This window comes from Micromonospora sp. NPDC047738 (genome assembly GCF_040642675.1).
In the GTDB taxonomy this organism is placed as follows: domain Bacteria; phylum Actinomycetota; class Actinomycetes; order Mycobacteriales; family Micromonosporaceae; genus Micromonospora.
The window spans coordinates 78942-105317 of the sequence record NZ_JBEYSO010000006.1; the positions used below are offsets into that span (position 1 = coordinate 78942).

Consider the following 26376-nt stretch of genomic DNA (forward strand, 5'->3'; position numbering starts at 1 on the left):
CTCACAGGATCCGGGGCAGCTCGGTGCTGATCGGCGCCGGCAGCACCGTCGGCCGGTCGGCGGCCAGCGCCGCGTCGAGCGCCTCCCCGAGCCGGTCCAGCGGGTCCACCACGGCGGACGCGCAGCCGTAGCCGTGGGCGATCGCGGCGACGTCCAGCCCGGGCAGGTCCAGCGCGGGCACGCCGGGGGTGTGCTTCAGCTCGGCGAACGCCTTGAGGATGGCGTACTGGTGGTTGACCGGGACCACGACGGCGAGCGGCAGGCGCAGCTGCGCGGCGGTCCACAGCGCCTGCACGGAGTAGTGGAAGGAGCCGTCGCCGACCACGGCCACGACCGGCCGGCCGCGGCCGGTGTCCCGCTCTGCCAGGGCGATCCCGACCGCTGCCGGCAGCCCGAACCCGAGGCCGCCGCTGGCCATGGTGAAGTACGACCGGGGCCGGTTGATCCGCAGCCGGCGGCGCAGCGCGGCCAGGTTGGACGGTGACTCCTGCACCAGCACCCCGTCGGCCGGCCAGTGCCGGGCCAGCGCGGCGAAGAGCGCGTCGGCGCTCGGCGGGCTGGTCGCCTCGGGCGTCTCCGGCTCCGACCGGACCGGTGGGGCTGGCCGGTCCGCCGGCGGCAGCAGCTCCAGCAGGCCCGCCAGGGCCAGCCCGGCGTCGCCGAGCAGGCTCTCCCCGACCGGGGCGCGGGCCGACTCGTCCGGGTCGTCGGCGACGTGCAGCAGCCGGGCGTCGTCGGGCAGGTAGTCGCCCGGCACGTGCGGGTAGTAGCGGAACACCGGCGCGCCGACCACCAGCACCGTGTCGTGCCCGCGCAGTGCCCCGGCGAGTGGGCCGATCGCGTACGGCAGGACCCCCCGGAAGTGCGGGTGGTCCTCGGGGAAGACGGCCCGCTCCGGGGCCGGGGCCGCCCAGACCGGGGCGGCCAGCCGTTCGGCGAGCGCCACGGCCGCCGGCCACGCGTCGGCCCGGTCCACCGCCGCGCCGAGCACGAGCACCGGGGCGCGGCTGGCCGCGAGGGTGGCGGCGAAGCCGCGCAGCCGGTCCGGGTCCGGGGCGGCCCGGGTGGCCACCGTCCGGACCTGCGGGGGCGGATCGGTGGGCTGGTTCCAGTCGTCCATCGGCACGGAGAGGAACACCGGCCCGGCGGGGGGCTGCACCGCCGTGGCGTACGCGCGCATGAAGGCCGCCGGGACGTCCTGCGCGCGGGCCGGCTCGTGGGCCCACTTGACGTACGGCTGGGTCAGCTCCGCCGCCCGCCGGCTGGCCAGCCGGGGTTCGAGCAGCAGCATCTCCCGGGTCTGCTGGCCGGCGCTGACGATCAACGGGGTCTTGTTGTGCCAGGCGGTGACCAGGTTGCCCATCCCGTTGCCGGTGCCCGGGGCGGTGTGCAGGTTGACGTGCGCGGGCCGGCCGGTGGCCTGGGCGTACCCGTCGGCCATGGCCACCGCCGCCGCCTCCTGTAGCGCGTGCACGTAGCGGAAGTCGGCGGGGAAGTCGCGGAGGAAGGGCTCCTCGGTGGAGCCGGGGTTGCCGAAGACGGTGGTCAGCCCCAGGGCGCGCAGCAGGTCGTACGTGGTGTCGCGGACCGTTGCCATCGCCGACTGCCCCCCGTCCCCCAACGGTGCGGGGAGACGGCCCGATGATCAGTTCCCCGACGAACCGAATCTATCCGGCGGTTGCCTGCTTTTCGGGCGCTTCCCGAGTCTCGTGACGGCGGTGGCCGGGCCGGCCACCGGTCAGGGCAGCGGGAATGGCAGTTTGATCCCGTCGAGGGCGTGCCCGCACGGGCAGTCCCGCTCGGACGGCAGCGCGGCGACCGCGTCCAGCAGGACTCCGCGCAGCCGGTCGGTGTTCTCGGCGAAGACCCGGAACACCTCCTCCTGGGTGACCGACTCGCCGGGCGTCACGCCCGCGTCCAGGTCGGTGACCAGCGCGATGGACGTGTAGCAGAGGGCCAGCTCGCGGGCGAGCACGGCCTCCGGGTGGCCGGTCATGTTGACCACCGTGCCGCCGATCGAGGCGAACCAGCGCGACTCGGCCCGGGTGGAGAAGCGCGGCCCCTCGACCACCACCACCGTCCCGCCGTCCACCGCCGGCACGTCCCGCCCGGCCGCCGCGTGGAGCAGCGTCCGCCGGCCGACGGGGCAGTAGGGGTCGGCGAATGGGACGTGCACGGCGCCCTGGTCGTAGTAGGTCTGGGTGCGCCCGCTGGTGCGGTCGACGAGCTGGTCCGGCACCACGAAGGTGCCCGGGCCCAGCTCGGGGCGGAGCCCGCCGACCGCGCAGGGGGCGAGCACCTGGCGTACGCCGAGGGAGCGCAGCGCCCAGAGGTTCGCCCGGTACGGGATCAGGTGCGGCGGGTAGCGGTGGTCGCGTCCGTGCCGGGGCAGGAACGCCACCCGGCGACCGCCCACCTCGGCGATGGTGACCGCGTCCGACGGTGCTCCGTACGGCGTCTGCAGGACGTGTTCGGTGGCGCCGTCGAGCAGGGCGTAGAGCCCCGACCCGCCGATCACCGCCAGCTCGGCCGTTGGACCCATCGGTGCTCCCTCGATCCTGTCGCGATCACCCGCCCGTCAGACCTTAGTCAGCGGGCGAGCCGCAGGCTAATGTGCGTGGCATGGTGTTGACCGGGCGGATGGTCGACGACGTCGGATGCGCCACACGGGCGTACGGCTGACGGGTGTCGGACATGCAGGGTGAGGGACAGGCGATCGGTGGCCGAGCCATGGAGTCCATGACCGGGCGGCTGCTGGTCGCGACTCCGGCGCTGAAGGACCCGAACTTCGACCGTACGGTCGTGCTGCTGGTCGCTCACGAGGCCGGCGGTGCCCTCGGCGTGGTGCTGAACCGGGCCACCGAGGTGCCGGTCGCCGATGTCCTGGGCGGCTGGAGCGACCTGGCCCGGGACCCGGCGGTGCTCTTCGAGGGCGGCCCGGTGCAGCCCGACTCGGCCATCTGCCTGGCCCGGATGCGCCACCCGGTCAAGCCGGTGAAGGGCTTCCACCGGGTGTCCGGCGCGGTGGGCACCATCGACCTCTCCGTCGACCCGGAGCGGCTGCGCGAGGCCATCGGCGGGATCCGGGTCTTCGCCGGGTACGCCGGCTGGGGCGCCGGCCAGCTCGAGCGGGAGATCGAGGAGGGGTCCTGGTTCGTCCTCGACGCCCTGCCCGGGGACGCGTTCGTCGACCGGCCCGACGACCTCTGGCCCATGGTGCTGCGCCGGCAGGGCGGCATGATGGCGGCGGTGGCCCACTTCCCGCCGGACGTGGCGCTGAACTGAGCGGCGGGGGTACCCCGCGAGATGACCATGCCGGCCGGCGTGTGTATAGTTCTCTGCGTGCCCGGGCGACCGGGGACGACCGCAAGGGGCCGTGGCGCAGCTGGTAGCGCACCACACTGGCAGTGTGGGGGTCAGGGGTTCGAGTCCCCTCGGCTCCACCCAAGCAAAAAGCCCTGGTGGGGGACACAATCTCCCACCAGGGCTTTTCTCGTTTCCGGTGCTCTCCGGCCGCTACGTGCCAGAACTGTGCCAGATCACGCGTTGATCTCGCCCCGCGCCTCCTCGATCAGCGCGTCCAGCGCGGCGGCGATGGCGTGATCGCGGTCACGGGTCCCGTGCTGAAAGATCATGGCGGCGTGGGTGCTCGAATGCCCGATGCGCGCCATCAACTCCTTCGGCGTCGCGCCGCTCTGCGTCGACTATGTGCTGCCGATAGGGCGTAGGTCGTGCAGGTGTAGCCCGAGGCCGTCAGGGATGCCGGCAGCGGTCAGCGCCTTGGGCGGTCGTTTCCCGCCTCCGATTTCGGGTCGTCGTCAATTTGTGTGCCGTCCTCCATTTCCGCCGTCGCGCGGCGTACCCGTGCGTCCATCGTGCGCAGGTCGATGTCGCGGCGGCGCAGCGCCACCAGCTCGCCGAACCGCAGTTGGGCGAACGCGGCCAGGAGGACGAACAGGCGGTATCGCGGACTGGATGGCCTCGGCGATGCGGGCATGCTGGCGTAACCGTCCGACGAACCGTCACCAAGCCGCCGCGAAGGGGCGGGGCAACCTCCTCCTTGGACAGGCGAATGTATCCGATCCAGCAGGTGTAACAGCTGATCAGCGGCTTGAGCGGAGGAGGGGAAAACGCCACGCTGAGCCGTAGTTGCATCGTTGCTGTGCGTCAGCTGACCCGGCGGCGCGGCGCACCGTCTCAACTGCACAAGCAGCGGCAGGAGGCGCGTCGCACCAGCTAGACCGCAAGGCGCGCCGGCACCGGCATACGAAACGCCAGCACGACGAAGGGAACAGTACATTGCGGATTCGTAGCGTCCTCATCGGCAGCATCGCGGCTACGGCGACGATCGTTCTCAGCGCCACCGCCGCCTCGGCGTCGGTCAACATCGACCCGACCACAGGCATCGGCTTCATCGGCAAGGGCAACGTCCAGAACGCCCTCGGCTACAACAATGCAGCGCTCCAGAAGGCCGTCGACAGCAAGAGCCTCGCGTTCACCTACAAGCAGTCGACGTCCCAGTCGCTGTCGCAGGACGTCACCCAGGTCGGCTCGCAGGTCGGCTCGCAGATCGGCGTCCAGTCGGGGACGCAGACCGGCACCCAGGTCGCCACACAGGTCATAGCGCAGGATCTGACCTGCACGTTCACCAACGGCAACGGCACCAAGACGTTCCATCGCGACGGCGTGCGCAGCGGCGAGCGCACCGGCACCCGGACCGCCTCGCACGTCGGGACCCGCGAGGGTGCCCGGGACGCCTCCCGTGCCGGCACCCGGACCGGCAGCCGTGCCGGCGTCCTCACCGGCAGTGTCAGCTACGCCCTCGACGTCGACGCCCGCAAGGCCAACCAGTACACCGGCTTCATCGTCAACGGCTGGCAGGGAGCCCCGTCCTACGAGGCCGGCGACACGAGGTGGAATTCCCCGACCTCGTTCGGCGACTGGTCGTTCGGCGACTGGTCGTTCGGTTCCTGGTCGTTCGGTTCCTGGTCGTTCGGCGACTGGTCGTTCGCCGACTACCAGTTCGAGCCCGTGGACAACGTGCTGTGGGGCGAGTGGGACGCGGCTCCGGGCGAGAACCCGGCCGATTGCCTTCGCAGCGCCAACGCCGACAAGATCACAGCCCTCAGCAACGTCATCACGCCCGGTGCGATCACCGACGGCCCCGTCACGGACGGCGCCATCACCAACGGGGCGATCACGCCCAACCTCGTCACCGGCGGCACGATCACCGAGGGTGCGACCACGTACGGCGACATCCAGACCGGCGTAAGGACCCCCGCCGGCCCGGCCCAGCTGTTCGTCAACGGCAAGGCTCTCTGAGCCACCCGCACCGCAGCAGCAGCCCCCGGCCCCACTCGGTGGTCGGGGGCTGCTTCGGGTGCGCGGTCCCTTCGCCGGCCTTCAGCTGAGCTGTTCGGCCAGTCCGACGACGATGCCCTCGGGGCCGCGGACGTAGCAGAGCCGATAGATGTCCTCGTACTGCACCACCTCGCCGACGAGTTCGGCGCCGTGGGTGCGCAGGCGGGCAACGACGTCCTCGATGTCGTCGACGGCGAACATGATGCGACGAATGCCCAGCGTGTTCGCCGGCGCGTCCTTCGGCTCGGCGCTGATCGCCTTCGGCGTGTGGAACATCGCGAGCTCGATTCGGCCGTGGCCGTCCGGGGTCCGCAGCATCGCGATGTCCTGTCGGACGTCGTCGATCCCGATGACCCGCTCCACCCAGCGTCCCTCGACTGGCGCCTTGCCCTCCAGCTCCATGCCAAGTTCGACGAAGAACGAAATAACAGCGTCAAGGTCGTCGACAACGATGAGGACGTTGTCCATCCGCTGGATCGTCATGCTGGCTCTCCTTGGTGTGGTGGGGCCACGGTGGCCGCGTCCGCTCCTGAGACGGAGCCGGCAGGCCGTTCTCGACATCCTTCGCGACATCTTCGTCGGGAACCTGTCGGCGCGGCCGCGACCGGGCCGCGTATCTGCGCTGCCTCCTCAGGCGGCGCGCCGTCCGGCCCGGCGGCGATGGCCTGATCGTGGTCCGGGGTGGCGACTGGTGGCTCGGCGAATGTTCATGGCCGGCCCCCTATCGACCGGACGCGGACGCCGGGCCCAGCAGGCGGGCGGAGATGCTTTCCTGGGCCAGTAGGCGCAGCGCCGCGATGAGTGTTTCGCCGAGGACGGTGCCGATCACGACGCTTTCGGCGATCTGGTCAGGGTCGGCGTGCGACGTGACTGCCGCGAGTTCGAGCTCGGTGAACCGTTCCACGGCTTCCGCGTACGCGTCGAGGTGACCGGTGAGGCTGTCTTGGCCGAGCGCGCGCAGGGCGGTGATGGTCTCGACGAGTGTTGCGATGGCGGGCGCGTCCGGCCCGACGGCCCAGCCGCGCCGCGCTACGAGTTCCCGCACCTGTGCGGTGGCTGCGACGCGTACGTCGTCGTCGGCGGTCACCTGACGGTGGGGCGTGATGGCGCGGTGCACCGTCCCGATCCGTTCGTGCAGCGACATGGTTTCGGAGTCGAACGCCTGCAGGACGACCTTCACGCTGGCTACGGGGACCTGGGCCAACTCGATCAGGGCGCGAATCAGGCGCAGCCGGCGCAGGTGCCGCTCCCCGTACCTGGCCTGGTTGGGGCTGGTCAGCTCGCCCGGCGGGAGCAGGCCTTCCCGTAGGTAGTACTTGATCGTCGGCACGGCCACCCCCGACCGGCGGCTCAGCTCCGCGATACGCATTTGCCGTCCCCTCCGTCTTCATGGATAGTATCAGTATCCGTAAGCGGACAGCGCTGCTATCCATCACTATCCGACCCGAAGGAGACCTCGTGCAGACCTTGGCACTCAGCACCGAGTCGCGGATCATCGCCGGAGCGGTGCTGCTCACGATCGTCACCATCCAGGTGGGCGGCTGGTTCATGACCCGCATCGCCCGTGGCGACGTGCCGATGACCGACTTCCAGAAGTCCTTCGCGCGCGCCGGCCATGGTCACGCCGGCGTGCTGGTCCTGCTGAGCCTGGTCGCACTGCTCTATGTGGACGCCACCGGTCTCGACGGAGCCTTCCTGTGGACCGCACGGCTCGGAGTGCCGGTCGCCGCGATTCTGATGTCGGCGGGATTCTTCGCGTCGTCCGCCGGCAGGAACGTCACGGCGCCGAACCGGTTCGTCTGGGTGCTGTGGGTGGGCGCGCTCGCTCTCGCTGCGGGGGTGGTGAGCCTCGGCGTCGGGCTGCTGACCGCCTGAACCGTTGCGGAGCCGGCCGGCACCCACCCCGGTGCCGGCCGGACTACGTGGAGACGGCAGCGCCTTGCACCGAGTCAAGGTCAGCACCAACTTTCTGATTGCTCCGCCGCTGTCAGAAAGCCCTAGCATTAGCTGATGACCGTAGATCTTTTCGCGGGCATTCCCGTCCGCGACTACACCGCGGCGGCGGCCTGGTACGAGCGGCTCCTCGGCGCCCCGCCGTCGTTCCTGCCCAACGACACCGAGGCGGTGTGGGAGTTGGCCGAGCACCGGTACGTGTTCATCGAGGTGCGGCCCGAGCATGCCGGGCACGCCATGCACACCCTCTTCGTCGGCGACTTCGACGCCCGCATCGCCCAGATCGCCGAGCGCGGCCTGGAGCCGGCCGAGCGTGAGACCTACGCCAACGGCGTCCGCAAGGCCATCTTCCGCGACCCGGACGGCAACGAGATCGGCTTCGGCGGCGCGCCGGCCTGAGCGTGGGCCGGGCCGGGAAGTCCGCGCTGATCCGGGCGCGACGGTCGATCCCTACCGCCCGGGCCGGTGCCCGGGAACGGTCACCCCTGCGGGGGTGAGACGAAGTCCTTCGCGCGGATCAGGACGAAGGACAGGATCCCGGCGACGATGCTGACGATCGCCGCGAACAGCAGGACCTCGTTCAGCGCGCTGGCGAAGCTGCCGCGGGCGATCTCGACGAGCAGGCCGCGCTGCTGGGGCGGGACGGTCGCGAACAGTCGGCTCACGCTGCCGTTGCGCAGTGCTGTCGCGATCTCGGCGCTGTGCGGGGCCAACGGGGTGCCGGCAGCTCGGGTCTGCACCATGGCGGTCAGTCGGTTGGCGAGCAGGGTGCCCAGCAGCGCGACGCCGGTGGCGATGCCGACCTGCCGGAACGTCAGGTTGATCCCGGACGCCATCCCCGACCGGCGTGGCGCCACGACCCCGACCGCCGTGGAGGCCAGCGGCGGGTTGACGAACCCGATGCCGATGCCCGTCGCGATCAGTCCCGGGATCAGGTGGGTCCACGACGAGGTGGCGGTGAGGCCGCGCATGAGCAGCAACCCGATGCCGACCAGCACCAGTCCTGGGCCGACGAGGGCGCGGACCGGCATCTTCGCGCTCAGCCGTCCCGCCACGCCGCTGGCGACCAGCACGCCGATGGAGAGGATGAGCAGCCGCAGGCCGGTCTGCAGGGCGGTGTAGCCGAGCACGTTCTGCAGGTAGAGGACCAGGTAGAGCAGCATCGAGAAGATGCTGAAGGAGAGGCCGAACGCGGCGATGTCGCCACCGACGAAGGTGGGCACCCGGAACAGCCGTAGATCGAACATCGGGTCCGCGGTGCGGGCCTCGATCAGCAGGAAGGCCACGAGCAGCACGGCGGCCGCGGCGAAGCAGGCGATCACCGGTGTCGCGGTGAAACTGCTGCGTCCCGCTTCGATGAGGGCGTAGACCAGGCAGGCGAGTGCCGCGGAGAAGATCACGAAGCCCGGCCAGTCCGGCCGCGCGCCTTGCTCGTCGCGCGACTCGACCACCTTGCGCAGGGTCAGGACCAGCGCGATGGCACCGATGGGCACGTTGACGAAGAAGATCCACCGCCAGGACAGGCCCGACACCAGCGCGCCACCCACGATGGGCCCGACGGCGACGGCGACGCCGGCCAGGGCACCCCAGATACCGAAGGCCGTGCCGCGTTCGGCGCCGCGGAAGGCGTTGGCCAGGAGGGCCAGCGAGACGGAGAACATGATGGCCCCGCCGATGCCCTGCAGGCCGCGGGACAGTTCGAGCATGAGCGGGGACTGCGCGACGCCGCACAGCGCGGACGCGGCGGTGAAGACGACCAGGCCGATCACGTAGAGCCGGCGGCGGCCGAACAGGTCCGCCAGCGACCCCGCGGTCAGCAGGAGTGCGGCCAGGGTCAGCGCGTAGGCGTCGACGACCCACTGCACGTCGGAGAAGGACGCCCCCAGCGACGCCTGGATGTCGGGCAGCGCGACGTTCACGATCGTCAGGTCGAGCAGCAGCATGAACGTGCCCAGACAGACGGCGGTGAGGGCCCACCATTTCGGGTCGGCCCTTGACGGGGAGGCCCCGTGGGCACCTGAGCTGGCGGTGCCGGGCCGGCTCGGCTCGGTCATAGCCCGGATGCTACCGACGGCTTCGTACCCAAATTCACGTTTGGGGCATATGTACTGGTGGGATGCCTCCCGACGGCGGGCCAAGCGAGACACCCTGGTGCGGGCAAGGCCCGCACCAGGGTGTCTGTCACTTCTCAGGCGTCAGCAGCCACAGGTGTAGTACAGGATGTCCCAGTGGTTGCCCTCGTCGGTGTAGAGGTTGCCCGACGGGGCTCGCCACTGGTAACCCCAGCCCGATATGTAGCCCACGTATGTGTAGGAGCGGGAGATGTAGTTGTAGACGCAGGTCGTCTTGGCGATGTCGACCTTGTAGCCGTTCCAGTGGCTGTAGGTGCCGCCGGCGTGCCCGGTCTCGGTGCCGCCGGTGATGGTGATGGCGCAGCCACTGGCCCGCTTGAACGTGATGATGCCATCGATCGTGGCCTGCCGGATGCCCTCGAATGAGGTGCACGTCGGGTTGTTGCGGTCGCTGCAGTTGCCGCTGGAGACCCAGCTGATGCCGGCGGCGCGCAGCTGGGAGGTGGCGCTGGCGTGGCTGATCGCGAAGGCGGGGGTGCTGAAGCCGAGGGCGGTGCCGATGGCCGCGACGCCTGCGAGGAGCAGGGTGAGCATGCGGCGGCGCACTACACGACGGGTCGTTGACATGGCATCTCCTGAATCGCAGCAGGGGCAGATATTTGCGAAGTGGAGGCCGGCCCGTGAAATTTCTACCATGCATCGACGTCTATGGATAGATGTGCGAGCTGTCGGGCAACTCACGCGAGGTCGTCCAACTCGATCTGACCAGCGGAAACTTCCCCCGGAAATCCATGCCGGTCGACCGACTCGAGTTGCCCTTGAGCGGGTCTCGAGCGTCGTTCAGGACGCTTGACGCCGCATGCGGCGTCAAGCCACCGGCACCGACCGTCGCCTGTGGAAGAGCCGACCCGCTAGCCTACGGGCGGAGCGGACCGTGCCGGACGTCCGCGCGCTCCGCGGTGACGTGGGCAGCAGGCGCATCGGGTGTCCGACGGGCTGTGCGGAGTCGAGGTACCGAGTGACTGAGAAGGAGTGCCCATGAACCGGTGGCTGCGGCGGATGGTCCCGCTGGCCGTGCTCGCGCTCGCGACGACCGCCTGTTCCACCGACGGCTCGTCCTCGAACGAGAATGATCTCAAGGGCAAGACCGTCAACGTGATCGGCACCTGGGGCGGTGACGAACAGGCCGCGTTCCTCAAGATGGTCGAGCCCTGGGAGAAGCAGACCGGCGCCAAGGTGAAGTACACCGGCACCCGGGACATCAACACTGTCCTGACCACCGGTGTCGCCTCTGGCGTGCTGCCGGACGTGGCCGGACTGCCTGGCCCCGGGCAGATGGCCGAGTACGCCAAGACTGGCAAGCTGCTGCCACTGGACGACGTGCTCGACATCAAAACGTACGAGAGCGAGACCGCCCCGGCGCTGGTCGAGTTGGGCAAGGTCGACGGCAAGGTGCACGGCGTCTTCATCAAGGCCGCCGTCAAGGGCCTCATCTGGTACGACCCGAAGGTCAACGACTACGGGGCGAATCCGCCCAAGACGTGGAACGACCTGATGACCCAGGCGAAGGCGAACCAGAGCAAGGCGAAGGCGATCTGGTGCGTCGGCCTGGAGTCCGGCGCGGCGTCCGGTTGGCCGGGCACCGACTGGATCGAGGACCTGGTGCTGCGGACCGCGGGCCCGGATGTCTACAGCCAGTGGTATCAGGGCAAGGTCAAGTGGTCCGACGCGGCCATCAGGAAGGCGTTCGAGATCTACGTGAACGACGTCGTCGCCAACACCTACGGCGGCGGCAAGGCCGCCGTGGCGACGAACTTCGAGGCCGGTGGCGACCCGCTGTTCGCGGCCCCGCCCGGCTGCCAGCTGCACCACCAGGGGAGCTTCATCACCGGGTTGGGGAAGTTCAAGCAGGCCAAGGCGGGCACCGACTACAACTTCCTGCCGTTCCCGGACATCGAGGCCCAGTACGCGGGCGCGGTCGAGGGCGCGGGCGACCTGTTCGGCATGTTCAAGGACACGCCGGCCGCGAAGTCGCTGATGAAGTACCTGGTCACGGCTGAGGCGCAGGACATCTGGGTCAAGGCTGGCGGGGCCCTGTCGGCGAACAAGAACGCCAAGAGCTACCCGGATGACGTCAGCAAGCGCTCCGCGGAGATCCTGGCCAACGCGAAGTCCTTCGCCTTCGACGCGTCGGACCTGATGCCGACCGCCATGAACGACGCGTTCTGGAAGGGGATGGTGGCGCTGACCAACGGCACCAAGTCCCTCGACCAGGTCCTCGCCGACCTTGATGCGGCGCAGAAGGACGCGTACCAGTCCTAGTCCGGGCGGGGGAGTGGCGTGGCCGCTCCCCCGCCTCATCCCGTGGTGCGATTCCCGGAGGCAACAGTGGATTCACGCCTGGCCACGGCACTTCAGGTGGTTGTCGGCATTCCGGCCATCCTGATCCTGTACGTCTGGGGAACCGAGCGCGTGCTCGCCGTCGCCGCGCGCAACAACCAGTGGCAGCAGCGCATCCGGCCGTGGCTCTGGATCGCGCCGGCGCTCGGGTTCCTCGCCTTCTTCCTGATCTATCCGACGATCCGGACGATCATCCGGAGTTTCTACGGCAAGAATGAGCTCACGCCGACGTTCGTCGGGCTGGACAACTACCGGTGGTTCTTCACCAACAGTGACGCCATCGGCACGCTCCTCAACAATGTTCTGTGGCTACTGTTCTTCGCCGGCTTCACGGTCGGGATGGGCCTGGTCATCGCCGTGCTTGTGGACCGGGTCCGGTATGAGGCGCTGGCCAAGAGCATCATCTTCCTGCCATTGGCCATCAGCATGGTCGCGGCCGGTGTCATCTGGAAGTTCATGTACGACTACAAGCCGGAGGGGACTACCCAGACCGGCACGTTGAACGCGTTGCTCGGGGCGGTCGGGCTGGGACCTGTCGGCTGGTTGCAGTCGCCCGGTTTCCGGCTCAGCACGTTCGCGCTCATCGCCATCATGGTGTGGATGTGGACCGGCTTCGCGATGGTCATCATCTCTGCCGCGCTCAAGGGGATCGACCCCGAGCTGCTGGAGGCGGCCCGAATCGACGGCGCCAACGAGTGGCAGGTCTTCCGGCGGGTGATCCTCCCGCTGCTGGGCCCGACCCTGGCGGTCGTCTCCACCACGATGATCATCACCTCGCTGAAGACGTTCGACATCGTCTACACGCTGACGAACGGCAACTACGACACCGAGGTCATCGCCAACCTCATGATCAAGGAGATGTTCGTGTTCGGCGACTTCGGCCGAGCCAGCGCCGTCGCGGTCGTCCTCCTGCTGGCGATCGTCCCGATCATGGGCTTCAACATCCGTAAGTTCCGTGCCCAGGAGTCGATCAGATGACCACGGTCGCAACGCCCAAGGCGCCCGGCACCCGGGCCGCAGCCACCCGCAAGCCCGCCCGGCCTCGCCGCCGCCTCGTGCTGCACCTGGCGGTCGTCGCCCTGATGGTCGTCTGGGCGGTGCCGACGGTCGGGCTGCTGGTGAGCTCGTTCCGTCCACAGTCGGAGCTGTCCACCGCCGGCTGGTGGACGGCGTTCGCCCCGCCGTACCAGTTCACCATGGAGAACTACCGCGACGTCTTCCAGCAGAGCGGCATCGGCGAAGCGTTCGTCAACAGCCTGTTCATCGCCATCCCGGCCACCATCATCCCGCTCTTCGTCGCGGCGTTCGCCGCGTACGCGTTCAGTTGGATGCAGTTCCCCGGTCGTGACGTGCTCTTCGTGGTGATCGTCGGGCTGCTGGTCGTCCCGCTCCAGACCACCCTCATTCCCGTGCTGAAGCTGTTCGCCGAGTGGGAGATCACCGGCCAGTTCCTGGCCGTGTGGCTGGCCCACACCGGCTACGGCCTGCCGTTCGCGGTCTACCTGCTGCGCAACTTCATGGGGTCCCTGCCGCGGGCGGTGTTCGAGTCGGCCTACATGGACGGCGCCTCCCACGTGACGGCGTTCTTCCGGATCGCGGTGCCGATGAGCGTGCCGGCCTTCGCCGCACTGGCGATCTTCCAGTTCCTGTTCGTGTGGAACGACCTGCTCGTCGCGCTGATCTACATCGGGCTCGCGAACTCGGACAACCTGCCGATGACCGCGGCGATCGCGAACCTGGTCAACTCCCTCGGCGGCGGCTGGTACCTCCTCGGCGCGGCGGCGTTCGTGTCGATGGCCCTGCCGCTGGCGGTCTTCTTCGGCCTGCAGCGCTACTTCGTCCGCGGCATCGTGGGCGGCGCGGTCAAGGGCTGACCCGGGCCGGGGCCGGGCCCAACTCGCACCCGGCCCCGGGGCGTCACCGGGTGCCGCGCCTCTTTGGCAGGTCGAACTGGTCGGCCTTGCGGCAGTCCTTCTGCCCGCCGATCGCGGCCGGGCCGAGCCGGTCGAGTTCCTGCCGGGCCCGGTACCGGCCCAGGTTCCACGCGTACCAGGGGTCGGACTCGGCCAGGTCGTCGGCGATCCAGCTCAACGTGCAACGGCGTACCGGATCGGGGAGCTTGGCCAGGGCCGGGGTGGCGTCCGCGGAGAGCGCCCGCAGGTACCACGCGTCGATCTTCCCGGTCTGCTCGTACCGCAGGATGTTGCGCCGCGCGGCGTAGTCCTCCGGGTTGAGCACCGCCAGGCCGAGCAGCATCGCCACGGCCAGCGCCACGGTCGACCCCGGGATCCAACGGCCCTGCCACCGGACGCCCGCCGCCAGGATCATCAGGAAGACCACCCCGAGCAGCAACTCGAACGCCATCACGAAGATCCGCTCGCCGGTGAAGCTGTAGACCTTCTGGTACGTCCACATCCGGGACAGCGCGGACACCACGATCACCACACTGAGCGCACTGAGCAGGCCCAGCAGGACGCGCAGCACGGTGCGTTCGACCGGACGTTCCCGGCTGGCCCACCGGCTCACCGCGGCCAGCACGGCCAGGGTCAGCAGGGTGACGAAGAGCAGCTGCCAGAAGCCGCTACGGGCGTACTCGGAGTAGCTCAGCCCGGCGACCTTCTGCACGTGCCGCTGCCCGCCGAAGAGCACGGTGAACTGCACGACCACGAAACCGACGAAGAGCAGCGTCAGTGCCGCGATGGCGGGGGCCCATTCCAGCAGGCTGAGCCGGCGGTTGCTCGGCTTGTCCACCGTGGACAGGTCGGGCGGGGCGGCCAGGGTGTAGACCGCCGCGACCGCGATCAGCCCGCCGACGGCGGCCAGGAAGATCCCGCGGAACATCGCCCCGGCGTCGGTGTTCGGGACGGTCGCGCCGATGAGTTCGGAGAACGCCGCGTCGGCCGAGGCGAGCAGACTGCCGAACACCAACAGCACCAGCACCGTGGCGACGACCGAGGCGGCGACCCGGCGGACCTTCCCGGCGTCCGGGGAGGCGGTGATGTGCCGGCGTACCCAGGGCAGGCCGCGGAATGCCGCGAACGGCGCCGCGAGCAGGCCGAACAGGATCGAGCGGACCAACCGCCCGCCGACGATGGCCAGGGTCGCGCAGCCCAGTGCGCCGAGGACACAGAACGTCACCAGCCACCAGGCGTTGCGGAAGGCGAGCACGGCCAGCAGGACCAGGGCGGCCGCCGCCCAGCCGCCCCGGATCAGTCGGTCGGTGCGGGGCAGGTCGGCGGTACGCCGCCGGACCGCCACCAGCACGCCGAGGGTCAGCGTGAGCCAGCCGAGGAACCAGCCGATGCCGACTCGGCTCAGCGGTACGAAGAACGCGGTGCCGAGCGCGCCGGCGAGGACCGCGAGCGGGGCGGCTCGCCCGGTGGCCGGCTTCGGCCCGGGCCAGCGCGCGCCGAGGAACGACGTCCGGGGCACGGGCGGGCGCGGTGCCCAGCCGCCCCCGGGGTGCAGCACGGGCTGCGTCACGACGTACGGCGGTGGATATCCCGGAGGCGGGGGCGTCGCCGGTGCGGCTGAGGACTGCGGGGCGATCCCGGCCGGCGGCGGCGTCGTGTCCGCTGCCGGGGTGCCCTGGGGCTCCGGTGCGTCGGCTGCGTCCTTGTCAGCCGCCGGTCCGTCGGTGGCGCTCCCGGTGCCGGCCGTGGCCGGCGCGCTCGCCGTGGCCTCGACGGCCGGCGGGGTCGCCTGGGCCGGCACGCCCGGCGCGGGCGCCATGACCCGCGGGGCCGCCGCCTGCGCGGGCACCGGCTGGTCCTCGCCAGGTGATACCAGCGGTACGAACAGCGCGTAGCCGCGAGTGCCGGGCGGCACGGTCACCGGGATCGCCCAGGCCGGCTGGCCCTCCTGGCCGGGCCACACCATGCCGGGCGGCGCGCCGTCCCCCGTGGGCATGACGAGCAGGTACGGCGTGACGTCGGCGGGGACGTCACCGCCGCTCGGTTCGGTCGCCGGGGCGGTCCGGGGGGAATCTGGCGCCGATGGCGACTCGGGCACGGCACGCTCCTTGATCGCTTGGTCCCGACACTGTAGGGCCCGACCCCGGTCCGCCGCCGCCCCGCGCCGCCCCGGCGGCCCGTTCGGTCAGCACACCCGGGCCGGCCGGTGAACCGCCCGTGCCGCCGGGCTGCCTCGCCGTCGGAACCGCGCCGCGCGGCCGTCTCGCGACGGAACCTGCGGCGCGGTCCGAGACACAGGGATCAGCCCAGGGCCCGCTCGATCTCGGCCAGTTCCTCGGCGGTGAAGTCGAGGTTGTCCAGCGCGGCCACGTTTCCCTCCAGCTGGGCCACGCTGCTCGCCCCGATGATCAGGCTGGTCATCCGCGGGTCGCGCAGCGCCCAGGCCAGGGCGAGCTGGGCCAGGGTCTGGCCGCGCCGCTCGGCGATCGCGCCGAGCGCCCGGATGGTCGCCATCCGCTCCTCGGTCAGGTCGCTCTCGTTGAGGAACACGCTGGTGCGCACCCGGGAGTCCGCCGGGATCCCGCCCAGGTAGCGGTCGGTGAGCAGGCCCTGCGCCAGCGGGCTGTACGCGATGCAGCCCGCGCCGACCTTCTCCAGCGTGTCCAGCAGGCCGTCCGTCTCGGTCCAGCGGTTGAACATCGAGTACGCGGGCTGGTTGATCAGCAGCGGCGTACCGAGGTCACGCAGGATCGCGGCGGCCCGGGCGCTCTGCTCGGAGTTGTAGTTGGAGATGCCGACGTACAGCGCCTTGCCGGAGCGGACGATGGCGTCCAGCGCGCCCATCGTCTCCTCCAGCGGCGTGTCCGGGTCGAACCGGTGCGAGTAGAAGATGTCCACGTAGTCGAGCCCCAGCCGGCGCAGCGACTGGTCCAGCGACGAGATCAGGTACTTGCGGGAGCCCCATTCGCCGTACGGGCCGGGCCACATCAGGTAGCCGGCCTTGCTGGAGACGACCAACTCGTCCCGGTACGGCTTGAGGTCGGTGGCGAGCAGCCGGCCGAAGTTCTCCTCGGCGGTGCCGGGCGGCGGGCCGTAGTTGTTGGCCAGGTCGAAGTGGGTGATGCCGAGGTCGAAGGCGCGCCGGACGATGTCCCGCTGCCGCTCGTACGGCCGGTCCGGCCCGAAGTTGTGCCACAGCCCGAGGGAGATGGCGGGCAGGCGCAGACCGCTGCGCCCGCTGCGCCGGTAGGTCATCGAGTCGTAACGCTGATCAGCGGCGAGGTAGGTCACCACGCGACCCTAGCCCTGGCGTGTGACGGGACCGCGATCAGAGGTCGTAGCGCAGGCGGGGGAGGGTGCGGCCGGTGGAGGGGGAGACGGCGGTGCCGGCCGGGACCGCGCCGACGTGCCGGTAGAACGGCTCCGCGCCCGGATCCGCGTCGAGCCACAGCGCACGGGCGCCCGCGGCGCGGGCCGTGGCCACGGCGTGGTCGAACAACACCCGACCGACGCCGGTGCCGATCGCCGGCGGGTCCACGAAGAGCATGTCCAGCTCCAGCTCGGGCGGGGTGCCGCCGAGCACCAACAACCCGACCGCCGCGCCGTCCCGTTCGACCACCGCCACCTGCCGCGTGGCCACGTCCGCCGGGGTCAGCGTCAGCTCGCTGCGGCAGCGGGCCAGGAACTCGGCCTCGTAGCCCCAGTGACCCTTGGAACGCAGTGCCAGCTCGGTCAGCTCGGCCGCCTCGGCGGGGCGGGCGGCCCGGATGCGGAGATCCACCCGCCCATTGTGCCGCCGGTGGCGGAACGGGCGTGGGGTCCCGCTTGTCCGGGTAGCTTCGGTGCCATGCGTTTCGTCCAGCTCGACACCCCCAAGCCGATCTCGAAGATCGGCCTCGGCACGTGGCAGTTCGGCTCGAAGGAGTGGGGCTACGGCGCCGACTACGAGCGCCGGGCAGCGGACATCGTCCGGCGGGCGCTCGACCTCGGCGTCACCCTCTTCGACACCGCCGAGCTCTACGGCTTCGGCCGCAGCGAGCGCATCCTCGGCGCGGCGCTTGGCGCTGACCGGGCCAAGGTCGTGGTGGCCAGCAAGATCTTCCCGGTGCTGCCGGTCGCCCCGGTGGTGCATCAGCGCGCGGTCGCCTCCGCCGCCCGGCTCGGCGTCAGCTGCATCGACCTCTACCAGGTGCACCAGCCCAACCCGGTGGTCGCCGACACCACCACCATGCGGGGCATGCGCGGCCTGCAGGACGTCGGGCTGGTCGGCGAGGTCGGGGTCAGCAACTACCGCCTGCGCCGCTGGCAGGCGGCCGAGGCCGCGCTCGGCCGCCGGGTGCTGAGCAATCAGGTCCGCTACAGCATGGTCGACCGTGGCCCCGAGGCGGACCTGATTCCGTACGCGGAGCAGGCCGGCCGGATCGTCATCGCGTACAGCCCGCTCGCGCAGGGGTTCCTCTCCGGCCGGTATGACGCGCGGAACCTGCCCGGCGGGGCGGTCCGCCGGGCCAACGCGTACTTCCTGCCGGAGAACCTGGAACGCGGCACCCCGTTGATCGCCACGCTGCGCGAGGTGGCCGCCGCGCACGACGCCACGCCCAGCCAGATCGCCCTGGCGTACGTGCTGCGCTCCCCGAACGTGGTGGCCATCCCCGGCGCCTCCGGCGTCGAGCAGATGGAACGCAACGCGGCCGCCGCCGAGATCGACCTGGCCGACGACGAGTACGCCGCCCTGGCCACCGCCGCCCGGCAGTTCCGGCCGGTCACCGGCCTGGCCGCCGTACCCAAGCTGATCCGCGCCCGGACCGGGAAGTGACCACCATGGACGACATCACCGCACTCATCCTCGACGACCACGCCGCCTTCCGTCGCGGCTTCGCCCGGCTCGACGACGCCCGCGACCCGACCGAGTTGCTGTCCATCTGGGAAGCGCTCGCCCTGCATCTGGACATCCACGCCGAGGCGGAGGAGGCCATCCTCTACCCGCACTTGGTCAAGCACGGCGACGACGGCGAGGAGGAGACCGAGGACGCCATCGGCGACCACAACAAGATCCGCGACGCGATCGCCGAGTCGAAGCGCCACGAGGTCGGCTCGGACCCCTGGTGGGCGGCGGTGTGGAAGGCTCGCCGGGAGAACAGCGAGCACCTCGCCGAGGAGGAGGACGAGGCGCTGCCCGACTTCCGCCGGCACGCCGGCGTGGAGCTGCGCGCCGAGCTGGGGGCGCGCTGGCTGAGGTTCTACGGCGAGCACAAGAACGGCCGGAACCTGCCGTTCCTGGACAAGGACCCCGAGAAGTACGTCCAGGAGCACCGCTGACGCCCCGGCGGTGCGGATCTCCCCATCGTGGGGGAGTCGACCGGGTGCTGGGCGGCGCGAGAATGGGTGGGTGAGTCTCCGGGGGGTGCTGGGGCCGCTGGTGCGCGGGAGCACCTGGCGGCGGGCGGTGTTCCTGCTGCTCGGCGGGGTGCTCGCGCTGCCGTACGCGCTGCTCGCGGCGGCCTTCGCCCAGATGCTGGCCAACGACGACGCACCCCGGCCGGTGGTCTTCGGGCTGCTGCTGGTGGCCGTGCTGCTCGCGGCGGTGCCGGTGTTCCTCGCCGGCAGTCGGGCCCTGGAGATCGCGGCTGCGCGGGCGCTGCTCGCGGTCGACCTGCCCGAGCCGGCGGCGGGCCACCGGATCGACCGGGAGACCCGGGTACGCGCGGCGCTCTGGATCGCGCTGCACCTGCTCACCGGCGGTCTGGTGCTGTTCGCGGCGATCAGCGCCCTGCCGATGGCGCTGGTCTTCCTGGCCGGGCCGATCGGCCTCGATCCGGGCGTGAGCCGGGCCAACGGGTTCGGGCCGCTGATCGCGAACCCGGTCGGCGCCACGCTGACCGGGGTGGTGCTGCTGGTCGGGCTCGGCTACGCGGTGGCCGGGCTGGGCGCGCTCGCCGCGTCGATGGCGCCGGTGCTGCTCGGCCCGTCCCAGGGCGAGCGGATCGCCGCGCTGGAGGCCCGGGCCGCCCGGCTGGCCGAGCGGAACCGGCTGGCCCGGGAGCTGCACGACTCGGTCGGGCATGCGCTGACCGTGGCCACGCTCCAGGCCGGGGCCGCCCGTGAACTGCTCGACGTCGACCCGGAGTTCACCCGGCGGGCGCTACTCGCCATCGAGGAGACCAGCCGGCACGCGATGGACGATCTGGACCACGTGCTCGGGTTGCTGCGGGAGAGCGACGGCGGGCCGAGGCGCGCCGCCACCGCGCCCCAGCCCACCCTGGCCCGGCTGGACCGGCTGGTCGCCGACACCCGCGCCGCCGGCCTGGCGGTCGAGTCCCGGGTGAGCGGGGCGGTCGGGGAGTTGCCCGCGGCGGTGTCCCGGGAGGGCTACCGGATCGTGCAGGAGGGGCTGACCAACGCGGCCCGGCACGGCCGCGGTCCGGTGACGCTGCGGGTGGACGTACCCCAGGACGCGGCGGCTCCCGGTCGCGGCGCGGCGTCGGACGCGCCGGCCTGGACCAGTCGGTGGTTGGAGATCGAGCTGGTCAACGGCCTGCGCGGCGCGGCGCGGGCGGGGCGCGGCGGACGCGGCCTGGCCGGCATGCGGGAGCGGGTGCTGCTGCTCGGCGGGCGGCTCACCGCCGGGCCGGAGGACGACCGGTGGCGGGTGCGGGCCTCGCTGCCGGTGCCGAGGGGGGATAACGGGTGAGCATCGACGTGCTGATCGTCGACGACGACGAGCTGGTCCGGGTGGGGCTGCGGGCCATCGTGGACGCCCAGCCGGACCTGCGGGTGGTCGGTGAGGCGACGGACGGCGCGGAGGTGCCGCCGCTGGTGGCGAAGCTGCGCCCCCGGGTGGTGCTGATGGACGTCCGGATGCCCGCCATCGACGGAATCCAGGCGACCCGCCGGCTGCTCGCCACCTCCGCCGACCCGCCGCGCATCCTGGTGATCACCACGTTCGCCAACGACGAGTACGTCTACGACGCGCTGCGCGCCGGGGCGAGCGGCTTCCTGCTCAAGCGGGCCCGCCCGAGCGAGGTGGTGGAGGCGATCCGGGTGGTGGCGGCCGGTGAGTCGCTGCTCTTCCCGGCGGCGATCCGGCAGCTCGTCGGGGCGTACGGGGGCCGGGGCGGGGACGGGCTGCGGTCGGCGCGGCTCACCGACCGGGAGGCCGAGGTGCTTCGGCTGATGGCCACCGGGCTGTCCAACACTGAGATCGCCGAGCGGCTGGTGGTCGGGGTGGAGACGGTGAAGACCCACGTCGGCAACGTGCTGACCAAGCTCCGGGTACGGGACCGCACGCAGGCGGTGATCGCCGCGTACGAGTCGGGCTTCGTGGTGCCGACCGGTTGAGTCCCTCCGGCGGGGGAACGGGTTCCCCGCCGCACGGGAGGACCGGAGTGCCCGGCCGGCCGAGGCTGGAGCCATGATGACGATCACCGATTCCCCACCCCACCGGGCCGCCGGGACGCGGCTTCGTCTGGCCGCCCCGCTCGCCGCCGCCTGGCTCGGCTGCTGGGGCCTGCTCGCCGGAGTCTCCTCGCTGATCGGGTCCGGCTACCCGTTCGGCGCCAACGATCCGCACGGCGAGGCCAGCCTGCTCCGGCTGGTCCCGGTCCACCTCGGCGCCCCGCTGTTCGCCGGGGTGCTGCTGCTCGCGGCGGTCGCGGCGCTGCTGATGAGCCGCACCGACGCGGTACGCGGTCTGCCCCGGGCGCTGCTGCTCGGCTACGGATGGGCGGTCGCCTTCGGGCTGGCGGTGGTGGTGCCGGACGCCCGGGTGCTGGTCATCCTCGGCTACCTGCCGATGCTGATCATCGGCGCGCCGTTCGGCTGGCCGCCGGTCGACTACGCCGACGTCTTCGACTGGCCGCTGCTGGCGAGGTGCTGCGCGTTGGTCGGCGCTGTTCTGCTGGCCGGGGCGCTGTTGGTCTGGCAGCGGCGTACCGCCGGCGCCTGCCCGGCCTGCGGTCGCGACGACTACGAGCGGGGCTGGACCTCGCCCGCGGCGGCCGCCCGCTGGGGGCGGTGGGCCGCCTACCCGGCCGCGGCCATCCCGCTCTCCTACGCGGTGGTCCGGTTCGCCTGGGCGGCCGGCATTCCGCTCGGCATCCCGGGGGACTTCCTGCGGGAGATGCGGGAGACCGGGCTGGTGTGGGCGGGTGCCGGACTGGCCGCGTTCGCCACGGTCGGCGCGATCCTCACCCTCGGCCTGGTAAGGCCCTGGGGTGAACGGTTCCCCCGGTGGATGGTGGGGCTGGCCGGGCGGCGGGTGCCGATCACGTTGGCGGTCGTACCGGCGGCCTTGGTCGCGATCTCGGTGACCGCGGCCACCCTCGGGCTGATCAGCCTCCCCAAGTTCTGGGAGATGAGTGGCGGGTTCAGTCTCACCACCGCGCCGATGCTGCTCTGGCCGCTCTGGGGGGTCGCGCTCGGCGCGGCGGCGGTGGCGTACCACCTGCGCCGTCGGGGTGCCTGCCCACGGTGTGGCAGGCGTGACGAACCCGTTCAGCAGCGCGGGAATCTTCCTGGTTGAGCCAGGAGGCCGGGCCCTCCGCGTGCTCGCACCGGCGCGGCAAAGGATCCTCTGTTACGGCCGACACGCCGCCGGTCCTTCCAGCCGGTACGACCGGCGGCGTGTGTCTCTTCGAGCCGTCAGTCGGCGTCGGGCGCCCGCCAGATACGGCTCTGCAGATCGGTGCCGCGGATGACTTGGACGCGCCACGGGGTCAGCCGTAGCACGTGCAGCTTCGGGTCGGCGGGGCTGCGCCAGAAGTTGCCGAGGGGGTATCCGACTCCGGTCGGGCTGGTCCGCTCGTACAGCTGCCACACGTAGTGCTTGGTCTCGATGTCGTCCACCCACTCAGTGACCGTGTCGATCGCCACGGCGTTCTGCCGAGGACTCCAGTACGAGAACGTGGCGTGCGGGTTGGTGGCCAGGTGTGCCGCCTTGACCGGCGTCTTGTACGTCGCCAGCCAGCCCAGCAGCCGCTCGTCGACCTGTTCCCACACCGCGATCAGCACTCGAGCTCGGGGGCGGCCCTTGACGTCGACCGTGGTCATGGTGGCGTAGCCGATGTCCCGCAGGTAGGCGTTGAACTGGCTCTCGATCATCGAGAACGTGGCAACCCTGATCGCCATCGCTGCTCCTCCTGCTCAGACCAATGTGCGGGCTGCTGCCGGCGTCGGCACCCGAGGCGTCGGTGCCTTCCGGCGCAGACCGAACGCCGTTATGAGCGCGGCGAGGACGGCAGCAGCCGCCGGCAGCACCAGGCCACTGCGGATTGCCTCCAGGCTGATGCCTTCCCCGTCCTGCGCGCTGCCCGTGGCCAGGCTCACCGCGGTTACCGCGGAAATGCCGAGCGCCATACCGAACTGCATCGAGGTGTAGAGCAGGCCACCGGCCAGGCCGTGCTCCCGTTCGTCGATGCCATCGGTGGCTGCCATGGTCAGGGGGCCGTAGGACAGCGAGAAGGCCAGGCCCAGCAGGAGCATGCTCGGCAGCATCGCCGCGTAGGCCCAATCCGGCGCGACCGGCAGGAACAGCGTGTAAGCCAGCGCGGCGGAGACGATGCCGCCGAAGAGGATCCGCACGTTTCCGAACCGGTTGACCAGCCACGGCGTCAGGGTCGGGGCGAGGATGGTGTCGATGCCAACGACGAGCATCGCCAGACCCGTCTGCAGGGCGGTCCAGCCCCGCAACTCCTGCAGGTAGAGCGTCACCATGAACTGGAACCCGGCGAAGCTGACCATGAACAGCAGCGCAGCCAGGTTGGTCCGCACCAACGGAGCCGACTTCAGGATGCCGAGCCGGACAAGCGGGCTGGCCGAGCGCCGCTCGATCAGGGCGAAGGCTCCCAGAACAACCATGCCTGCGGCGAGGAACGCCACGGTCGTCCCAAGCCCCTGCCCACCGTGCTCCAGCCGGACCACACCGTAGGCGAGCAGCAGCATGGCGGCCGTGACGCTGAGGGCACCGGCGAAATCGAAGCCCTGCACTTCCGGGGTCTCCTGCACGTCATCCTTCAGCAGCGGCACCGCGGCCAGCAGAATCACCGCGGCGAGAATTACCGGAGCGAAGAACACCCACCGCCAGCCGGCCGAGACCAGCAGGCCACCAGCGACCAAGCCGAGGGAGAAGCCACCGGCGGCGGTGCCGGCGTACACCCCCAGCGCCCTGTTGCGCTGCGGGCCCTCGGGGAAGTTGCTGGTCACCAGGGCCAGCCCGGCGGGGGCCATGAACGCAGCCGCCACTCCGGTGACGAAGCGCGCCGCCAGCAGCATCCAGCCCTCGGTGGCGAAACCACCCAGCCCAGAGAAGATCAGGAAGACCACCAGCCACAGCAGGAACATCCGCCGCCGGCCGAGCAGGTCGGCCGCTCGCCCGCCCAGCAGCATGAAGCCCCCGTACCCGAGCACGTAGGAGCTCACCACCCCGCTGAGCACCCCGGTCGACAGCCCGAGATCCTCCCTGATGGCCGGCAGCGCGACATTCAGCATCGCCACGTCGATCCCCTCCAGGAAGATCGCCCCGCACAACACGAACAACACACCCCACGCCCGCGCACCCATACGGCTGCTCGACGTAGACATCGCGACTCCTCTCGGAGGGCGTACCACCCTCCGGTTCTCCTGGTGCATGTTGGTTCCTTCTTGTTACCGAGAGCATCGTCAGGCACCATCAACAGGCATGGAAGACGGAACTTTCCGGTCCCTCGGTGACTGCGGAGATACCGACGCCGACTACGACGTCCTCCAGTGGGACACCCGCGAGGACTGTGAGGTGCGCCAGATCCTCGACCGGATCGCCGACAAGTGGTCACTGCTCGTCATCGCCCTGCTGGACCGACGCAGCCTGCGCTTCACCGAGCTACGGCGCATGATCGACGGCATCAGCCAGCGAATGCTCGCCCGCACCCTGCGGCACCTGGAACGTGACGGGCTGGTGAGTCGGACGGTGCACCCGACGGTTCCACCCCGCGTCGACTACGAGCTGACCGCACTCGGCGCCACCCTGCACAAGACAATCCGGGCACTGGTGACGTGGACCGAGACGCACCAGAACGAAATTGCCACCGCGCGAGCGGCCTATGACCAGCGCGCTGCCGCGGAACAGGCCCGAGCCGAACGCGAGGCAGCCGAACGAGATGCCATCGCCCGGGAAGTCCTCGCGGGCCGTCGGTGACCCCCAACCGCGCGCTAGCGTTGCTCAGGTGACTGCGCCAACCCAGGTTTCCCCGGTCCCGCCCGCCGACCTGCCCGGCACGCTCGGCGCGTTGCGGGCGGCCGGCCACCACTACCGCACGGTCAAGCAGGAGATCCGCGACAACCTCCTCGCCCGGATGCGCTCCGGGGAGGAGCGCTTCCCGGGCATCGTGGGCTACCAGGACACGGTGCTGCCGGAGGTCGAGCGGGCCCTGCTCGCCGGCCACGACATGGTGCTGCTCGGCGAGCGGGGCCAGGGCAAGACCCGGCTGATCCGGTCGCTCGGCGCGCTGCTCGACGAGTGGACCCCGGTCATTCCCGGCTCGGTGCTCAACGAGCACCCGATGCACCCGCTCACCCCGGCCGCCCGCGCCCTCGTCGCGGAGCGCGGCGACGAGCTGCCGATCGGCTGGCTGCACCGCTCGATGCGGTACGGCGAGAAGCTGGCCACGCCGGACACCAGCGTCGGCGACCTGATCGGGGACGTGGACCCGATCCGGATCGCCCAGGGGCGTACGCTCGGCGACCCGGAGACCATCCACTTCGGACTGGTGCCGCGCACCAACCGGGGCATCTTCGCCGTCAACGAGCTGCCCGACCTGGCCGAACGGATCCAGGTGGCGCTGCTGAACGTGCTGGAGGAGCGGGACATCCAGGTCCGCGGCTACCAGCTGCGCCTGCCGCTCGACCTGCTGCTGGTGGCCAGCGCCAACCCGGAGGACTACACCAACCGGGGCCGGATCATCACCCCGCTGAAGGACCGGTTCGGCGCGGAGATCCGTACCCACTACCCGGCCGACCTGGAGCTGGAGCTGGCGCTGATCCGGCAGGAGGCCGACCTGGTCGCCGAGGTGCCGGAGCACGTGCTGGAGGTGCTCGCCCGGTTCGCCCGCGCGGTGCGGGAGTCGCCGTCGGTGGACCCGCGCTCCGGGGTGTCCGCGCGGTTCGCCATCGCCGCCGCGGAGACCGTCGCAGCGGCCGCGCTGCGCCGCGCCGGCCTGCTCGCCGCTCCGGCGGCCGGCGGCGCCGCGTCCGGGGCCGGCGACCCCGTGGTACGTCCCGAGGCGCCGGTGGCCCGGGTCGGCGACGCGGTCTCGGTGACCTCCACCCTGCGCGGCAAGGTCGAGTTCGAGAGCGGCGAGGAGGGGCGGGAGATCGAGATCCTGGCCCACCTGCTGCGCACCGCCACCGCCGAGACGTTCCGGGGCCGCCTGGCCGGGTTGGACCTGTCCGGGTTCACCGCGCTGGTCGCCGAGGGTGAGGTGATCGAGACCGGCGAGCTGGTCTCCTCCGCCGAGCTGCTGCGCCAGGTCGGCACCGTGCCGGGGTTGGCCAAGGTGCTCGACCGGCTGGGCCTGGGCGACGCGCCCAGCCCGGAGGAGGCGGCCGCCGGGATCGAGTTCGTGCTGGAAGGGCTGCACCTGACCCGCCGGTTGGGCAAGGACGTCACCGACTCCGGGCGCACCGTCTACGGCGGCCGGGACTGA

Annotated in this window: 27 protein-coding genes and 1 tRNA gene; 15 read left to right on the top strand and 13 right to left on the bottom strand. The window is 71.1% G+C overall.

The features are described 5' to 3' along the window. Position 1 precedes the first annotated feature (1 nt). Positions 2-1597: a benzoylformate decarboxylase gene (gene mdlC, locus ABZ783_RS12370; protein ID WP_357436640.1), complete on the bottom strand. Its 1596-nt coding sequence runs from the start codon at positions 1595-1597 to the stop codon at positions 2-4. A 141-nt stretch (positions 1598-1738) separates the two neighbouring features. Further along, a complete protein-coding gene (locus ABZ783_RS12375) occupies positions 1739-2542 on the bottom strand; it encodes an S-methyl-5'-thioadenosine phosphorylase (RefSeq protein ID WP_357436642.1) in 804 nt (267 codons plus the stop codon). 152 nt (positions 2543-2694) lie between these two features. Here ABZ783_RS12375 and ABZ783_RS12380 point away from each other — a divergent pair, with 152 nt between their 5' ends. Together ABZ783_RS12380 and ABZ783_RS12385 are read left to right on the top strand one after the other, a co-directional pair. Continuing rightward, complete coding sequence (locus ABZ783_RS12380; protein ID WP_357436645.1) at positions 2695-3285, top strand: YqgE/AlgH family protein; 591 nt, start codon at positions 2695-2697, stop codon at positions 3283-3285. 85 nt (positions 3286-3370) lie between these two features. After that, a tRNA-Ala gene (locus ABZ783_RS12385) sits at positions 3371-3443 on the top strand. A 96-nt stretch (positions 3444-3539) separates the two neighbouring features. Here ABZ783_RS12385 and ABZ783_RS12390 read toward each other — a convergent pair. Both ABZ783_RS12390 and ABZ783_RS12395 read right to left on the bottom strand, forming a co-directional pair. Then, complete coding sequence (locus ABZ783_RS12390; RefSeq protein ID WP_357436647.1) at positions 3540-3671, bottom strand: integrase; 132 nt, start codon at positions 3669-3671, stop codon at positions 3540-3542. A gap of 101 nt (positions 3672-3772) precedes the next feature. Further along, positions 3773-3997, bottom strand: a complete 225-nt coding sequence (locus ABZ783_RS12395; RefSeq protein WP_357436649.1) for a hypothetical protein — start codon at positions 3995-3997, stop codon at positions 3773-3775. Between the two features lie 302 nt (positions 3998-4299). Here ABZ783_RS12395 and ABZ783_RS12400 point away from each other — a divergent pair, with 302 nt between their 5' ends. After that, complete coding sequence (locus ABZ783_RS12400; protein ID WP_357436652.1) at positions 4300-5322, top strand: hypothetical protein; 1023 nt, start codon at positions 4300-4302, stop codon at positions 5320-5322. Positions 5323-5403: 81 nt separating this feature from the next. Here ABZ783_RS12400 and ABZ783_RS12405 read toward each other — a convergent pair whose 3' ends face one another. Continuing rightward, complete coding sequence (locus ABZ783_RS12405) at positions 5404-5844, bottom strand: VOC family protein (RefSeq protein WP_357436654.1); 441 nt, start codon at positions 5842-5844, stop codon at positions 5404-5406. A 238-nt stretch (positions 5845-6082) separates the two neighbouring features. Continuing rightward, positions 6083-6730: a MerR family transcriptional regulator gene (locus ABZ783_RS12410; protein ID WP_357436657.1), complete on the bottom strand. Its 648-nt coding sequence runs from the start codon at positions 6728-6730 to the stop codon at positions 6083-6085. Between the two features lie 89 nt (positions 6731-6819). On the opposite strand from ABZ783_RS12410, the gene ABZ783_RS12415 reads away from it, so the two are divergent. Continuing rightward, a complete protein-coding gene (locus tag ABZ783_RS12415) occupies positions 6820-7236 on the top strand; it encodes a hypothetical protein (protein ID WP_357436660.1) in 417 nt (138 codons plus the stop codon). A gap of 135 nt (positions 7237-7371) precedes the next feature. After that, positions 7372-7713, top strand: a complete 342-nt coding sequence (locus ABZ783_RS12420) for a VOC family protein (RefSeq protein ID WP_357436663.1) — start codon at positions 7372-7374, stop codon at positions 7711-7713. Between the two features lie 80 nt (positions 7714-7793). Here the strand turns inward: ABZ783_RS12420 and ABZ783_RS12425 are convergent, their stop codons facing one another. Both ABZ783_RS12425 and ABZ783_RS12430 read right to left on the bottom strand, forming a co-directional pair. Next, the gene (locus tag ABZ783_RS12425) at positions 7794-9368 is read right to left on the bottom strand and encodes an MFS transporter (RefSeq protein ID WP_357436666.1); all 1575 of its coding nucleotides are present in this window, start codon (positions 9366-9368) and stop codon (positions 7794-7796) included. A 141-nt stretch (positions 9369-9509) separates the two neighbouring features. Continuing rightward, positions 9510-10013, bottom strand: coding sequence for a hypothetical protein (locus ABZ783_RS12430; RefSeq protein ID WP_073832775.1), 504 nt, complete (start codon positions 10011-10013; stop codon positions 9510-9512). Positions 10014-10424: 411 nt separating this feature from the next. On the opposite strand from ABZ783_RS12430, the gene ABZ783_RS12435 reads away from it, so the two are divergent. The 3 genes from ABZ783_RS12435 (at position 10425) to ABZ783_RS12445 (ending at position 13660) form a co-directional block, all read left to right on the top strand. Then, positions 10425-11708 (top strand): extracellular solute-binding protein, encoded by a 1284-nt coding sequence (locus ABZ783_RS12435; RefSeq protein WP_357436669.1) that lies wholly within the window; start codon positions 10425-10427, stop codon positions 11706-11708. 66 nt (positions 11709-11774) lie between these two features. Continuing rightward, the gene (locus ABZ783_RS12440) at positions 11775-12764 is read left to right on the top strand and encodes a sugar ABC transporter permease (RefSeq protein ID WP_357436672.1); all 990 of its coding nucleotides are present in this window, start codon (positions 11775-11777) and stop codon (positions 12762-12764) included. After that, positions 12761-13660, top strand: a complete 900-nt coding sequence (locus tag ABZ783_RS12445) for a carbohydrate ABC transporter permease (RefSeq protein WP_357436675.1) — start codon at positions 12761-12763, stop codon at positions 13658-13660. Before ABZ783_RS12440 ends, ABZ783_RS12445 begins: the two co-directional genes overlap by 4 nt. A 43-nt stretch (positions 13661-13703) precedes the next feature. Here the strand turns inward: ABZ783_RS12445 and ABZ783_RS12450 are convergent, their stop codons facing one another. The 3 genes from ABZ783_RS12450 to ABZ783_RS12460 form a co-directional block, all read right to left on the bottom strand. Further along, positions 13704-15797 carry a DUF4153 domain-containing protein gene (locus ABZ783_RS12450; protein ID WP_357436678.1) on the bottom strand — a complete coding sequence of 698 codons (2094 nt, stop codon included), beginning with the start codon at positions 15795-15797 and terminating at the stop codon, positions 13704-13706. Between the two features lie 203 nt (positions 15798-16000). Then, positions 16001-16990, bottom strand: a complete 990-nt coding sequence (gene mgrA / locus ABZ783_RS12455; RefSeq protein WP_357436681.1) for an L-glyceraldehyde 3-phosphate reductase — start codon at positions 16988-16990, stop codon at positions 16001-16003. A gap of 37 nt (positions 16991-17027) precedes the next feature. Continuing rightward, on the bottom strand, positions 17028-17480 hold the full coding sequence (locus tag ABZ783_RS12460) for a GNAT family N-acetyltransferase (protein ID WP_357436684.1): 453 nt from the start codon (positions 17478-17480) through the stop codon (positions 17028-17030). Between the two features lie 66 nt (positions 17481-17546). On the opposite strand from ABZ783_RS12460, the gene ABZ783_RS12465 reads away from it, so the two are divergent. The 5 genes from ABZ783_RS12465 (at position 17547) to ABZ783_RS12485 (ending at position 22220) form a co-directional block, all read left to right on the top strand. Further along, entirely contained in the window at positions 17547-18515 is a 969-nt protein-coding gene (locus tag ABZ783_RS12465) for an aldo/keto reductase (protein WP_357436686.1), read from the top strand. Positions 18516-18520: 5 nt separating this feature from the next. Continuing rightward, positions 18521-19018 (top strand): hemerythrin domain-containing protein, encoded by a 498-nt coding sequence (locus ABZ783_RS12470; protein ID WP_357437165.1) that lies wholly within the window; start codon positions 18521-18523, stop codon positions 19016-19018. Positions 19019-19088: 70 nt separating this feature from the next. Further along, the gene (locus ABZ783_RS12475; RefSeq protein WP_357436688.1) at positions 19089-20390 is read left to right on the top strand and encodes a histidine kinase; all 1302 of its coding nucleotides are present in this window, start codon (positions 19089-19091) and stop codon (positions 20388-20390) included. After that, positions 20387-21037, top strand: a complete 651-nt coding sequence (locus ABZ783_RS12480) for a response regulator transcription factor (protein WP_073832894.1) — start codon at positions 20387-20389, stop codon at positions 21035-21037. The genes ABZ783_RS12475 and ABZ783_RS12480 overlap by 4 nt, the downstream gene beginning before the upstream one ends. A gap of 76 nt (positions 21038-21113) precedes the next feature. Beyond that, the gene (locus ABZ783_RS12485) at positions 21114-22220 is read left to right on the top strand and encodes a hypothetical protein (RefSeq protein WP_357436690.1); all 1107 of its coding nucleotides are present in this window, start codon (positions 21114-21116) and stop codon (positions 22218-22220) included. Between the two features lie 119 nt (positions 22221-22339). Here the strand turns inward: ABZ783_RS12485 and ABZ783_RS12490 are convergent, their stop codons facing one another. Together ABZ783_RS12490 and ABZ783_RS12495 are read right to left on the bottom strand one after the other, a co-directional pair. Next, positions 22340-22825: a pyridoxamine 5'-phosphate oxidase family protein gene (locus ABZ783_RS12490; RefSeq protein WP_357436692.1), complete on the bottom strand. Its 486-nt coding sequence runs from the start codon at positions 22823-22825 to the stop codon at positions 22340-22342. Positions 22826-22840: 15 nt separating this feature from the next. After that, positions 22841-24277, bottom strand: a complete 1437-nt coding sequence (locus ABZ783_RS12495; protein WP_357436695.1) for an MFS transporter — start codon at positions 24275-24277, stop codon at positions 22841-22843. A gap of 97 nt (positions 24278-24374) precedes the next feature. Between ABZ783_RS12495 and ABZ783_RS12500 the strand changes: the two genes are divergently transcribed. After that, entirely contained in the window at positions 24375-24869 is a 495-nt protein-coding gene (locus ABZ783_RS12500; RefSeq protein WP_357436698.1) for a helix-turn-helix domain-containing protein, read from the top strand. A 28-nt stretch (positions 24870-24897) separates the two neighbouring features. Next, complete coding sequence (locus ABZ783_RS12505) at positions 24898-26376, top strand: sigma 54-interacting transcriptional regulator (RefSeq protein ID WP_357436701.1); 1479 nt, start codon at positions 24898-24900, stop codon at positions 26374-26376.

Coding starts and splice junctions, on each gene's coding strand:
- ABZ783_RS12430 (WP_073832775.1), bottom strand. CDS start 10,013: ATGTCAACGACCCGTCGTGTAGTGCGCCGCCGCATGCTCACCCTGCTC.
- ABZ783_RS12435 (WP_357436669.1), top strand. CDS start 10,425: ATGAACCGGTGGCTGCGGCGGATGGTCCCGCTGGCCGTGCTCGCGCTC.
- ABZ783_RS12390 (WP_357436647.1), bottom strand. CDS start 3,671: ATGGCGCGCATCGGGCATTCGAGCACCCACGCCGCCATGATCTTTCAG.
- ABZ783_RS12485 (WP_357436690.1), top strand. CDS start 21,114: ATGACGATCACCGATTCCCCACCCCACCGGGCCGCCGGGACGCGGCTT.
- ABZ783_RS12375 (WP_357436642.1), bottom strand. CDS start 2,542: ATGGGTCCAACGGCCGAGCTGGCGGTGATCGGCGGGTCGGGGCTCTAC.
- ABZ783_RS12500 (WP_357436698.1), top strand. CDS start 24,375: ATGGAAGACGGAACTTTCCGGTCCCTCGGTGACTGCGGAGATACCGAC.
- ABZ783_RS12395 (WP_357436649.1), bottom strand. CDS start 3,997: ATGCCCGCATCGCCGAGGCCATCCAGTCCGCGATACCGCCTGTTCGTC.
- ABZ783_RS12445 (WP_357436675.1), top strand. CDS start 12,761: ATGACCACGGTCGCAACGCCCAAGGCGCCCGGCACCCGGGCCGCAGCC.
- ABZ783_RS12405 (WP_357436654.1), bottom strand. CDS start 5,844: ATGACGATCCAGCGGATGGACAACGTCCTCATCGTTGTCGACGACCTT.
- ABZ783_RS12425 (WP_357436666.1), bottom strand. CDS start 9,368: ATGACCGAGCCGAGCCGGCCCGGCACCGCCAGCTCAGGTGCCCACGGG.
- ABZ783_RS12490 (WP_357436692.1), bottom strand. CDS start 22,825: ATGGCGATCAGGGTTGCCACGTTCTCGATGATCGAGAGCCAGTTCAAC.
- ABZ783_RS12495 (WP_357436695.1), bottom strand. CDS start 24,277: ATGTCTACGTCGAGCAGCCGTATGGGTGCGCGGGCGTGGGGTGTGTTG.
- ABZ783_RS12380 (WP_357436645.1), top strand. CDS start 2,695: ATGCAGGGTGAGGGACAGGCGATCGGTGGCCGAGCCATGGAGTCCATG.
- ABZ783_RS12420 (WP_357436663.1), top strand. CDS start 7,372: ATGACCGTAGATCTTTTCGCGGGCATTCCCGTCCGCGACTACACCGCG.
- ABZ783_RS12410 (WP_357436657.1), bottom strand. CDS start 6,730: ATGCGTATCGCGGAGCTGAGCCGCCGGTCGGGGGTGGCCGTGCCGACG.
- ABZ783_RS12465 (WP_357436686.1), top strand. CDS start 17,547: ATGCGTTTCGTCCAGCTCGACACCCCCAAGCCGATCTCGAAGATCGGC.
- mdlC (WP_357436640.1), bottom strand. CDS start 1,597: ATGGCAACGGTCCGCGACACCACGTACGACCTGCTGCGCGCCCTGGGG.
- ABZ783_RS12470 (WP_357437165.1), top strand. CDS start 18,521: ATGGACGACATCACCGCACTCATCCTCGACGACCACGCCGCCTTCCGT.